A 12,491-nucleotide genomic window follows, 5' to 3' on the forward strand; every position below is an offset into this window, starting at 1 on the left:
GCGAACAATGGATCGAAGAAAATTTCTGCAGTTGGGTGGTGCCGGTGTCGGCGTCTCCATGCTGCCACTGTCCGGCAATATTATCGCCGAAAGCAAACTCACCCAGAGCGGACTGGATATCGCAGCAAAGAAAGAACTTTCTGATGCGGCACTGAATACCGCGACCAAGATGGGCGCGTCTTACGCAGACGTCCGTATCGGCCGCTATCTCAACCAGTACGTCATTACCCGTGAAATGAATGTGCAGAACGTGGTCAACACCGAGTCCATCGGCGTGGGCATACGCGTGATTGCCAACGGCACCTGGGGCTTTGCCGCTACCAACGACATGACCAATGATGGTATCGCGCGCGCTACCGCACAGGCCGTTGCCACCGCCAAGGCCAATTCGAAATACCAGAAAGAGCCGGTGCAACTGGCGCCAGTAAAAGGCCACGGTGAAGTCAGCTGGAAAACACCGATCCAGAAAAACGCCATGACCATTCCGCTGGCAGAAAAAGTTGACCTGCTGATGGAAGTGAACAAGGCGGCAATGGATGCCGGTGCCAGCTTTATCAATTCCATGCTGTTCCTGGTAAACGAGCAGAAGTACTTTGCCTCCACCGACGGTTCCTATATCGACCAGGATGTACACCGCCTGTGGTCACCGTTCAGCGTCACTGCTGTAGACAAGAAAGACGGCGGCTTCCGCACCCGTGACGGCCTCGGCATGCCGGTAGGTCGCGGTTTCGAATACCTCGACGGTCGCGCCGAAGATAAAGTGCAGTCACAGACGGTACTCTACGGCGACTCCTACGATATGGTCGAGGACGCGAAACTGGCGGCCGAACAGGCGCAGGAAAAGCTTACCGCCAAGTCGGTCAAGCCGGGCAAATACGATCTGGTGCTCGACCCGTCGCACCTGTGGCTCACCATCCATGAATCCGTGGGTCACCCGCTGGAGCTCGACCGCGTACTCGGCTACGAAGCCAACTTCGCGGGCACCTCGTTTGCCACCATCGACAAGTGGGAGAGCGGCAAATTCCAGTACGGCAGCGACAAGGTCAACCTGTTTGCAGACAAGGTGCAGCCGGGCTCACTGGGTGCAGTCGGTTACGACGACGAAGGCGTGCAAACCGGTAGCTGGGACCTGGTCAAAGAGGGTGTACTCACCAACTACCAGGCCATTCGCGACCAGGTACATATGCTGGGCCAGAAGGAGTCCCATGGCTGCTGCTACGCGGACAGTTGGTCCAGTGTGCAGTTCCAGCGCATGGCCAACGTTTCCCTGCTCCCGGGTGAAGATAAGCTGGGCGTCGAGGACATGATCAAGGACGTCGAGAAAGGCATCTATATCGTCGGTGACGGATCCTTCTCCATCGATCAGCAGCGCTACAACTTCCAGTTTGGCGGCCAGCTGTTCTACGAAATTGAGGACGGCAAGATCACCGGCATGCTGGAGGACGTGGCTTATCAGTCCAACACGCAGGAATTCTGGAACTCCTGTTCGCAGATCTGTGACAAGAGCGATTACCGTCTCGGTGGCTCCTTCTTCGACGGCAAGGGGCAGCCCAGCCAGGTAAGTGCCGTGTCCCACGGTAGTTCCACCACCCGGTTCGACGGTGTCAACGTGATCAACACCAAGCGTAAACTCGGTTAATCAGAGAGAAAGGCCGTCGCCATGTCGTTGACGACATGGCGACTGCAAACCAGCCCCACAAGAAGTTTCAGAGCCGTATCTGTGTCACTCACCCGCAAACAATTTCTGCAGCGCCTGTTACTGGCCGGTTGCGGTTTCGCACTACCGGGAACGTTGCGCGCACAAAGTGACCCTGCTCCCGAGTATGACTTCTATTTCACACGCCTGATGTATGAATCCGGCGACTGGGATGTGGATCAGCGCATGCCCTCCAATGTGCTGAACTCCCTGATCGAATACACCAGCCTCAACGTCGATCCCGACGAGCGCATAGTGCCGCTGGCGGACCCGGAAATGCTGCTGGCGCCCTTCTGCTATCTGGCGGGGCACAAACTGGTGGAATTCACCGCTGCGGAAACCCGGAATTTTCGTGACTACGTCAATCGCGGTGGCTTTGTGTTTGTCGACGACTGCAACCACGACATTGACGGGCTGTTTGCCAGGTCGTTCGAGACGCAGATGGTGAAACTGTTTGGTGAGGACTGCCTGCAAAAACTACCGGATGACCACGACCTCTACCGCTGCTTTTTCCAGTTCGACGAACTCCCGGTAACCAGCTTCGAGCTGAACGGCTGGGGCGACGACCTGGTCCACGATTACCTGAAAGCGATCGTGGTGGATGGCCGCATCGCCGTACTCTACAGCAACAAGGATTTCGGGTGCGAGTGGGACTACGACTATCGCAACAAGCGCTGGCTCGCCATCGACAACACAAAATTCGCCGTCAACATCGTCATTTATGCACTCACAAGCTGATATACCATGCACACCACTTCACCGGACAAAATTGAACAGATGCTCGAAGAACAACAACGTGCGCTCGACGTACTGCGCGGCGAGATCGGCAAGGTTATCGTCGGCCAGCACGATGTAGTTGAGCAGATGCTGGTATGCCTGCTGGCTCGTGGGCATGTGTTACTTGAAGGGGTACCCGGCCTCGGTAAAACCCTGCTGGTAAAGACGCTCGCCGATGCCTCCAGCCTGGCATTCAAGCGCGTGCAGTTCACGCCTGATCTTATGCCCGGCGATATTCTCGGTAGTGAGATCCTCGAAGAGGATCACACGACCGGCAAACGATTTTTCAAGTTTCAGCCGGGGCCGATTTTTACCAACATACTGCTCGCGGATGAAATCAACCGCACACCGCCAAAGACCCAGGCAGCACTGCTGGAGTCCATGCAGGAGTATTGCGTCACCGTCGCCGGGGAAACCATGGCGCTGCCACAGCCTTATTTTGTGCTCGCGACCCAGAACCCGATCGAGCAGGCAGGCACATATCCCCTGCCGGAGGCCCAGCTGGACCGCTTCCTGCTGAATATCCATATCGACTACCCGGATGCGCAGGACGAAGTAGCAATCCTGCGCGCAACCACCGGTGCCGCTGGCGCGAAGCCACAGGCTTGCCTGGAGGCCTCCCAATTGCTGGCAATGCAGGATCTGGTGCGGGAGGTATCGGTCTCCGATGATCTGTACCAATACGTGGCACAACTGGTACGCGCCACTCGCAACCAGAACCCCGATGAGAACCTGGGAAAGTGGATCAAGTGGGGCGCCGGGCCCCGCGCCGGACAGGCGCTGATTCTCGCAGCCAAGGCGCGCGCCTTTCTGCATCGTCGACTGGCGGTCACCCGTGCCGATATACAGGCGTTATTGCTACCGGTGCTGCGTCATCGCGTGCTGCTGAGTTTCCAGGCCCAGGCGGATGGCATCGGTATTGAGCAGGTACTGGGTGAATTACGCCAAGCCGTGCCGGAACCCGGTCGGGACTGACGGAGTATGTTGCCGTGCAACTGACCGATCCGCTGACGCTGGCGAGCACCCGAGACCTGGTGTGGCTGTCACGCCATATCGCCGAGGGCATGCTGCTGGGTATGCAGCATAGCCAGCGGCGCGGCGCCGGCATCGAATTCCAGCAATACCGCAGTTACGAACCGGGTGATTCCATCCGGCATATCGACTGGAAACTGTTTGCGCGCTCGGACCGCTATTATGTGCGCGAGGCTGAGCAGGAAAGTCAGATGCACGTATGCATCGTGCTCGACACAAGCACCTCGATGGCGCAGCCGAGTTTTGTGCAACCAGGTCTCAGCAAACTCCTGTACGCAAAATGCTGGATTGCCACACTCTGCTGGCTGCTGCATAGCCAGGGCGATCGCTTTTCCCTGCTGGCACTGAACGATCGCGGTAACCGCCTTGTACCCGAGGGCCAGGGCGAAGCCCATCATCGCCGTGTTGCGCTTGAACTGGACTCGATCAGCGCTGCCGGGCACTGGCCGGACAGGGCGCAACTGGCCGCGGTATGGCCCCGCTTTGAGCAGCCCTGTCAGGTCGTGCTGGTCAGCGACTTCTTCGAGCGCCATGACGATGGTGAGCTCAGCAGTTTTGCCGCGCGCCTGTCCGCCGCCGGCAGGCCTTGCCTGCCTCTGCAAATATTGGTTGAAGCCGAGCAGACGTTTCCCTTTGATGGTGACCTGAAAATCCGCAATCCCGAAGCGCCGGGTATCACTGAGCTAGGCGCCCGGCAGCAACGTGCGGACTACCTGGCTGCCTTTGCCGCCGCACAGACAAACCTCAGCGCGCGTTTTGCCGCACAGGCAACACCCCTGACTACCACTACGGTGGAAACACCCATCGAGTATTCTCTGCGGGCATTTATTGATGCACACGGGAGGATCGGCTGATATGCCCGGAGCCCTCACCTGGCTGATTGAATCACCCGCGTGGTTCTGGCTACTGCCCATCCTTGCGCTACCGGTACTGATCCACTTGCTGCGTCGCAGTGATCCCCGGGAGATCACCTTTGCCGCTGTGCACTGGCTGCAACACAGGCGCCAGCATCGCTGGAAAAAGCTGTTTGTGCGCGACCGCCTGTTATTGGCTCTGCGGCTTCTGATATTACTTCTACTGATCCTGCTACTGGCACAACCGTGGCTGGAACGCGATGTGCGACCATCGGATACGATATTGCTGGTAGACCCCGGTGTTACCGAGGAGGCACTCGCGCAGTTTCAGGCAGAGCATCCGCAGATCAACCAGACCTTCTGGCTACACCACGATCCACAGCCCGCCGACACCCCCAGACCGGAGGCCGGTAATCTCTGGCAGGCCCTGTCTCAGCTCGCCAGCGCCGGCGAATTTCGCCGCGCACATATTCTGTTACAGCAGGGCGCAAATCCGACCGGACACAGTGCCCTTCAGGTCAGCCCCCACTGGCAGTGGCACGTGGTGGAGACCGAAAGTGCGGATCTTTCCCGCGCACTTCCACGGATCAGCACACTCCCGCGGATCACTCTGGTGGGCGAAGGGCCACGCTGGCTGCCCCCGCTGATACAACAACTGGCGGAAGGTCCGCTACCCGGGCTGGCGCTGCAGCAGCGCTCCGCGACAGACCTGCTCGACCCCCGCGAAATCGACTGGGTAATTTACGACACGCCCGGAGCGCTGCCGGAGCGTCTGGTGCATTTTGTGCGCGACGGTGGGCTGCTGATTTCGGATGCGCGCGTGACTGGCGAAACGGCACTGAATTTTAATGAACTCGACAAACACAGTGGTCTTGAGGTGGCTGTAATCGGTCGCGGCAGCTGGCTGCGTTACCGCGGTGACTGGCATAGCCCGGCGTTTTTCCATAACCCGGAACTACCGCAAACACTCTGGAGGCAGTGGTCTACACAGGACTGGCGGTGGTTACACGAGTCCCGCAGCCAGTGGTCCCTCGACAGGCTCCCGGATATCTCGGTGAGTGACCCCGCGGCGACAACGAGGCACGCACACTCGCTGCGCGATGTATTGCTACTGGCCCTGGCGCTGCTGATATTGCTCGAACGATCGATTGGCCTGTCGCGCCCGGCAGCGGCCACCGGAGGCGCCAACCGTGAGTAATGCTCGCCACACTCGTAGCCAGCGTATCCTGCAGCGGGCAGGACGCCGCTGGTACATCCACGGCCTGATGCCCTATGTTCTTGTCGCACTCCTGCTTGGCATTAGCGCCTGGCTCAGTCGTCACTTTCTGCTGCTGCCACAGTGGATATTGGCAGTAGCCTTTGTCCCTGTGGTCCTGGCCACTGCGTTGGACCGCTACTGGCGGCCATCTCAAAGGGAACTCTGCACGAAGCTCGACGCACGCTATCCGGCCCTGCAGGACAGTTGTCATCTTCTGATCGCCGGACACAGCAATCCGGGACCAGTAATGCGTGTGCAACAGCAACGGGTGGCGAAGGCGCTGCAGCAACTGCAGGAAAACGGCAGTCTGCAAACGTTCCGCCCCGATTGGCGGCGCCGCCCACTCCTGTACGCCACCGGTGCGGCCATCATCCTGCTACTAGTCCCCGTAGCCATACAGTTAAGCGGAAAAACCGCGACAACGGCCATCGACAGGCACGCGCAACCAACGCGCCCGGTGCAGGCGCAGCCATCGGTGTTCCGCGATATTGCAACGTATATCCAGCCACCGGACTATACCGGCATAGCACCCTACCCCGGTGCGCTGGCAATCGAGGCCACAGAAAACTCCCGCGTCACCTGGAATATTACTCTCGAGGCACCCGCAGACGGATTGCACATGCTTGCGGCTGAAGAGTCCTTTGCGTTCACACCCCGGGATCCCGCCCCCAGTCGGCGCTGGCAACTCACGCGCACACTGAGCGCATCCGACTTTTATCAACTCGCCATATCGCCAGATGCTGCAATCGGCAAAGGTGGCACGCAGATGCTGCTGCCGGAACTACACAATATCGAGATCACCCCGGACCGCCCCCCGGCGTTCGTGTTCGAATATCCACAGGACAACGTCACCATCGTCACCCGGCAGCCAGATGCAGAGTCGCCTTTGTTAACCGTCAGCGTTACGGTTGAAGATGATTTTCAGGTGGTGGAAACGGATCTGTTAGTGACCCTGGCGAGCGGCAGTGGAGAAAACGTACGCTTTCGCGATGAGCGCATCAGGCTTGAGGCAGAGAGCACAGAAGGAAAAAAGCGGCGCTACCGTTTTTCGATACCAGTGCATCGTTACCAGATCGAACCCGGTGACGAACTCTACTGGCACCTTGAGGCCCGCGACAATCGTGCACCGAAGGTGAATATCCAGAAGAGCCAGCATTTCATCCTGCGCTGGCCACAGGAAGAAATTTTCGGACTCAGCGACAGCGAGGGGATGGCGATCAAAATTCTGCCGGAATACTTCCGCAGTCAGCGACAGCTGATCATCGATACCGAGGCACTGCTCGCGGACCGGGAAAATATCAGCCAACAGGAATTTCGCAAGCGCTCCGAATCGCTCGCCTACGAGCAGAACCTGCTGCGCATGCGCTACGGACGATTTCTCGGCGAGGAAGACTCCGCGATGGAACACGGCGGCGAGACGCACGCAACCGATCACCATGGCGAAAGCGAGGAGCACCACGACAAAGACACGCATGAACAAGCCAGCGAGCACAGTGGTCACGGTAATCATCACGGTGATGACGGTAATGAAGGTGAAAAAGTCCAGCAATTCGGCGATGCCAGTGGCGTGATCGCGGCCGCCGGTCACGCCCACGACAGCTCAGAACATGCCACCCTGTTCGACCCCGAGACCAAAGAGCTACTGCGCAGTGCGCTCAATGCAATGTGGAGTGCGTGGCGCGACCTGTCGGTAGTTGAACCGCGCGCGTCCCTGCCCCACCAGCACACCGCCCTGCGCCATATCAAGCAAGTGCAGCAGGCCTCGCGCATCTACCTGCAACGCGTTGGTTTCGAAACACCGGCCCTGGACGAGTCGCGGCGGCTCTCCGGCGAACACGACCAGACCGCGCCACCGCAAGTCGACAGCGCACGGGAAGACGCCGAACGCGAACAATTACTGGCGCTGTTCAAACGCGTACAACAGGGCGAGGCGCTCGACCCGCAGGCCACAAGCGGACTCCGGCAGTTGCAGGTACTGCGCGGGGACGACACCCTGCAGATGTCACTGGCAAAGCATCTGCGCCGCTACCGGCAACAACCCGGCTGCCGCGAGTGCCGGCAGCAACTGTCGGCATTCCTGTACGCGCTGTTACCGGCCCCGGCCGCGCACCCGACGCTCCCGCTTGACCGCCGTGCGTCCGGCACCTATAGCAACTGGCTGCAGGAATCCGCAGCAGAGGCACGGCAATGAACGCATTCAGCACAATTTGTTTACTGGGTCTGGCGGCCTCCCTGTGGCTAGGCTTGCGCCAACGCACATCGGTTTCACGCCGTGCCACCGGCATACTGTTGCAGTGCGTTATCTGGCTGCTGGTGTGGTCACTGTTCCACCCCCCGGCTTTACTTCCCCCGGAAAAGACCACCGCTCTGGCAACCGCAGTTGCGTCCGATCCGAAGGGTCTTCCGTCACCACAAGAGATTAACCGGGCGGGGTTGTTGCAAATCACCGGTGATGGTGTGTCGCGCGATGCGCTGCGCGATCTGCCACCGGTTCGCTTACAGCACGGGGAAATCACCGCGCAACCCGGCTGGCAGGTACAGTGGACGCGGCAGCTGACTCTCGGTGAACCGCTGCAACTGCGTGTCTCGCTTCTATCGCCACAAGACGCTTATCAGCCTCCGGTAAAGCTTACCCTGCAAGATCCCTTCGGCAGCGATGTGGACAGCGCACTGCTCGGCGCTGACAGCAAGTCGATATCTCTCCAGGCGTGGCCGAAAATTGCCGGCGACTGGCAGTACCGGGTACACATTCAACCACAGACGGACAAACAACAAGCGGGCAAACAACAGGCAGCCGATGATGTCTCCGGCGCGCAAGACACTGACCGCAGTGAAGTACTGCCGGTGATCGTGCGCGAACCACAATCCCCCCGGGTACTGTTGTGGCTCGCGCGCCCCGGGTTTGAGAGTGCGGCACTGGCGCGCTGGTTGCGCCAGTCCGGCACGCCCACGCAGGTTGTCACGCAACTGGCCCCAAAAATGCAGCGGCGGGAAACCTTCAACGGTCAGGAGCTGCGCCAAAACGCGCTCCTCGCCGCCGACAGTCCTTTTGACCTGCTGGTGCTCGACAGCCGTCTGTGGTCACAGCTGGACAAGTCACAACGACGGCAGATCGACACTCTTGCACAAACAAAATCGCTGCTCTGGCTGGTGGATAGCAACAGCACACAGGCGTTTATTGACTATGCACAGACCCGTGGAATGCCGCTGCAAAAAGCGCCCGTCGTTTCGGCCAGCTACCCGGGCGATGTCGCTGACAGGCAGCCCCCCGAGCTGCAGCTAGCGGGTTACCAGCCCGCCAATATTCGGGCCGGCGATGCCCAGTTGGGCACCGATGGGCAAGTCATATACTGGGGCCGCGTACAGCCACAGCAGGCTCTGGGGTTTGCGTTTTTCCGCAACAGCTACCGCTGGCAAACGGCAGGGTATGCCCGGGAGTTCGCCCTGCTCTGGAATCAGCTGTTCGAGCGTCAACTGGCACTACACGGCACACACGACGAACTGTCGGTAAGCACCCAGCTCCCGCGCGTGCGGCAGCGACTCACGGTGTGCAGCAGTGTATTCAATGATTCCCCACCCGAACTACATCCGACGGACGCCGAAGAAAATGTAGCGCCCGTGCGTGGCATCGCTGCCGGCCACAGCGAGGTCGGCCGCTGCCACAGCTATTGGCCGCGGCATTCAGGCTGGCATCAGGTGGGCGAAACCGGATCCTCACTATACGTTTTCGCACAGGACGCGTGGGCCGAGTGGCAGACAGCACTTTTGCGGGAAGAAACCGCGCAGATGGCCAGTGCGCGCCTGGGCCCGCAAGCCCAGAGCCTATCCTCCATGCAAACGCTGCCGCTGCCGTGGATAGCCCTCGCACTGATGACATTACTGCTACTGACCTGGTGGCGAGAGCGCCGCAGCCTGCGCTGAAAACACCCTTTGTTTGCGCCATTCAGACAATGCTTTTTATCAGTCCGCCCTCCGCCTTGATGCTGGCGCCATTGATTGCCGCACTCAGCGGTGAAGCGATGAACGCGACCGCAGAGGCTATCTCCTCTGGCTGGATAAAACGCTGAAGCAGTGAATCCGGCTCTGTTTCAGCGAAAAACTCGCTGACGAACTGTTGCTCGGAAATGCCCTGCCCATCGGCACTCTCTTTTAGCCAGCGGCTTACACCCTCGGTAAGGGTCGGGCCCGGCAGTATTGAATTGACCGTCACATTGTTACCGCACCCTTTGGTGAGATTGGCGAGCCCCCGGCCGATAACAATCTGGGCGCCTTTCGTCATGGAGTAATGCACCATGCTTTCCAGACCGCGCATGCCGGCCTCACTCGCAATATTAATGACTCGCCCGAAATCCTGATTCAGCATTCCCGGGAAAAAATGCCGTGACAAACGCACTGTACTGAGCACATTTACCTTAAAGAAACGCAACCACTCTTCATCATCTATGTCAGGAAATGGGGTGGGATTGAAAATCCCCATGTTATTCACCAAGACCTCCAGCTTCCCATGAGATTCGACCTCCTGACACACGCGCTGGCAGTCATCTGGCTTGGCGAGATCGCCTTCAATCGCGATCACATTTCCGATGGCACTTAATTCCTTTGCGACCGCGTCCGTCCCGGAACGCCCGTTTATGATGACGCGCGCGCCTTCGTGCAACAACGCTTCCGCAATCGATCGCCCTATACCCTTGGTCGAGCCACTTATAAATACGAGTTTTTCCTTTAACTGAAGGTCCATCGCTCTCTTCCAGGATCCTGTATGGGAAGCCGACAGAATAGTCTTTGCTTTCCCGGGACGCCTGGGATCCTCTTCATAGATTCACCACCTTGCACCTCTGCCCACACCACAGCCTCCAGCGACAGCTACACTCAAAAGCACATCGAGAAACGAAATTGAATTCTATTTGGGAGCTTCTGCGCGATGCTTACGTTTTCTGCACACAAGCGATTCAAAAACTGGCGTCAAACATTGTGTATCACCGCACTTTTGTCGCTTCTGCCTTTTTCTGCGCATTCAACGGAAGGGGGGATCGGGTATTACGTTCCAGGTACGGCCGCCACCCTGATTGATCGCGCGCCGGTTCAGACTGGCTGGGTCTTTGAGGCGATTTATTTGAATTACAGCGGCGATCTGAATGCCAATGTTGACCTTCCGATCGCAGGCCTGGTGACGGCCGGGATTGACGTGCAGCTCAACAGCGTAGTTCCCGGCGCCTTCTATACCTTTGAAAATACCGTGCTTGGCGCAAAATATTCTGTGGGCGCCTTTGCCTCCTGGGTGGACGTTGACGTTACCGGTAAAATTGAAAGCTCACTGGGCTCTCTTCGCCGGAGTGAGTCGGAATCCGGGCTCGGGGACACCACGGTTATCCCGCTGCTGATGGGATGGGTGGACGGCAACTGGCAATACAACGCCATGCTGCCGGTACATGCACCGACCGGCGACTACGATGTTGGGCGCCTTGCCAATCCCGGACTCAACTACTGGGCCGTGGACCCGACATTTGGGGTTGCCTACAGCAATATGGAATCCGGTTTTAATGCCACCCTGTTTACCGGGCTCACTATCAACCAAGAAAACTCAGATACAGACTATCGCAGCGGACGTCTGCTGCACTTCGACGGCAGCCTGCAGCAAATGGTCAAGGCTGGAGATGGGTTCGTCACCATGGGGGTCGAGGCCTTCTGGAACAACCAGATCAGTGACGATAAAAATCAGGGAGGCCTCGTCGGGCCATTCAGGCAAAAAACGGCGGGCATCGGCCCAGTCATCGGTTACATGCTGCCGAAAGGGAAAGACAATATTGTGTTCGAATTCCGCTGGCTGCCACAACTGGATTCGACCAATACCACTGAGGGCGATTACTTCTGGTTGAAATTTGTTTACCAGTTGGGTACCGGGAAAAAGTAGTCCGCCCCTACTCTTCGCTTGCACGCAAAGGCTACCTGAAGGTAGCCTTTTTATTTGTGTCTTGATTATAAGAATATCGGAGTATCAGAACAGTGAAGGATGTTTGTGTTGCGGCTGTACAGATGGTCAGTGGCGACAGCGTTTCCGAGAACCTTGCTCGGGCACACACGCTGTTAGAGCAGGCAGCCGATGGCGGTGCACAAATCGCACTATTACCGGAATACTTCGCGCATATTTCCGACCGCGGCAGTTTTTCGGTGGCTGAGCCTTTTCCTTTGCACGAAGATGTAAACTCCGGCTTACATCCTATTCAGTCCGCGCTGCAAAGCTGGGCGACCGAACTTGGCTTATGGATAATTGCCGGTGCCGCGCCGCTATTGCAACGACCGGATGGCACCACCACCGCCGACAAACGCAGCCGCTCAGCCTGCCTTGTGTATGACGATAAGGGCGCACTGCGCGCGCGCTACGACAAGATGCACCTCTTCGATGTGGAGGTAGAGGATGCTGCGGGAAGTTATCGCGAGTCTTCTACTATCGAGCCCGGTGACCAAACACAGGTGGCAACTACGCCCTGGGCAAAGATCGGACTCAGCATCTGCTTCGACCTGCGCTTTCCCGAGCTCTTCCGTCAACTCGCGTTGAGTGGTGCGGAAGTGCTCGTGGTGCCCGCGGCATTCACCTACACCACTGGCCGGGCGCACTGGGAAACGCTATTGCGCGCCCGGGCCATAGAAAATGGTTGCTATGTAATTGCCGCCGCTCAGGGCGGCCAGCACACACCCAAACGACGCACCTGGGGGCATTCAATGATTGTCGATCCCTGGGGGGAAATTCTTGCCGAGGCCGGCGAGGGTGAAGCGGTGATTACGGCGACGCTCAGCGCGGATAAACTGGAAAAAATCAGGAAAAGCATGCCACTGCTGTCGATGCGGCGACTAAGATAGACACAAAAGAAAAGGC

10 protein-coding genes are annotated in these 12,491 nt (G+C 58.4%); 9 read left to right on the plus strand and 1 reads right to left on the minus strand.

What is annotated here, in order from left to right:
• The first annotated feature begins 7 nt into the window (after nt 1-7).
• The 7 genes from GTQ55_RS17170 (at nt 8) to GTQ55_RS17200 (ending at nt 9,538) form a co-directional block, all read left to right on the plus strand.
• A complete protein-coding gene (locus tag GTQ55_RS17170; RefSeq protein ID WP_161859829.1) occupies nt 8-1,639 on the plus strand; it encodes a TldD/PmbA family protein in 1,632 nt (543 codons plus the stop codon).
• 81 nt (nt 1,640-1,720) lie between these two features.
• Nucleotides 1,721-2,434 (plus strand): DUF4159 domain-containing protein, encoded by a 714-nt coding sequence (locus GTQ55_RS17175; RefSeq protein WP_202620645.1) that lies wholly within the window; start codon nt 1,721-1,723, stop codon nt 2,432-2,434.
• Between the two features lie 6 nt (nt 2,435-2,440).
• Complete coding sequence (locus tag GTQ55_RS17180) at nt 2,441-3,448, plus strand: AAA family ATPase (protein WP_161859831.1); 1,008 nt, start codon at nt 2,441-2,443, stop codon at nt 3,446-3,448.
• A 14-nt stretch (nt 3,449-3,462) separates the two neighbouring features.
• A complete protein-coding gene (locus GTQ55_RS17185; protein ID WP_161859832.1) occupies nt 3,463-4,359 on the plus strand; it encodes a DUF58 domain-containing protein in 897 nt (298 codons plus the stop codon).
• 1 nt (nt 4,360) lies between these two features.
• A complete protein-coding gene (locus GTQ55_RS17190) occupies nt 4,361-5,557 on the plus strand; it encodes a BatA domain-containing protein (protein WP_161859833.1) in 1,197 nt (398 codons plus the stop codon).
• Nucleotides 5,550-7,808 (plus strand): hypothetical protein, encoded by a 2,259-nt coding sequence (locus GTQ55_RS17195; protein ID WP_161859834.1) that lies wholly within the window; start codon nt 5,550-5,552, stop codon nt 7,806-7,808. Before GTQ55_RS17190 ends, GTQ55_RS17195 begins: the two co-directional genes overlap by 8 nt.
• Nucleotides 7,805-9,538, plus strand: a complete 1,734-nt coding sequence (locus tag GTQ55_RS17200; RefSeq protein WP_161859835.1) for a hypothetical protein — start codon at nt 7,805-7,807, stop codon at nt 9,536-9,538. The genes GTQ55_RS17195 and GTQ55_RS17200 overlap by 4 nt, the downstream gene beginning before the upstream one ends.
• A gap of 22 nt (nt 9,539-9,560) precedes the next feature.
• Here the strand turns inward: GTQ55_RS17200 and GTQ55_RS17205 are convergent, their stop codons facing one another.
• The gene (locus GTQ55_RS17205) at nt 9,561-10,355 is read right to left on the minus strand and encodes an SDR family NAD(P)-dependent oxidoreductase (RefSeq protein WP_161859836.1); all 795 of its coding nucleotides are present in this window, start codon (nt 10,353-10,355) and stop codon (nt 9,561-9,563) included.
• Between the two features lie 375 nt (nt 10,356-10,730).
• Between GTQ55_RS17205 and GTQ55_RS17210 the strand changes: the two genes are divergently transcribed.
• Together GTQ55_RS17210 and GTQ55_RS17215 are read left to right on the plus strand one after the other, a co-directional pair.
• Entirely contained in the window at nt 10,731-11,528 is a 798-nt protein-coding gene (locus GTQ55_RS17210; protein WP_202620646.1) for a SphA family protein, read from the plus strand.
• Nucleotides 11,529-11,620: 92 nt separating this feature from the next.
• Complete coding sequence (locus GTQ55_RS17215) at nt 11,621-12,475, plus strand: carbon-nitrogen hydrolase family protein (protein ID WP_202620647.1); 855 nt, start codon at nt 11,621-11,623, stop codon at nt 12,473-12,475.
• Nucleotides 12,476-12,491: the final 16 nt, after the last annotated feature.

Origin of the sequence: Microbulbifer hydrolyticus (assembly GCF_009931115.1) — a bacterium.
In the GTDB taxonomy this organism is placed as follows: domain Bacteria; phylum Pseudomonadota; class Gammaproteobacteria; order Pseudomonadales; family Cellvibrionaceae; genus Microbulbifer; species Microbulbifer hydrolyticus.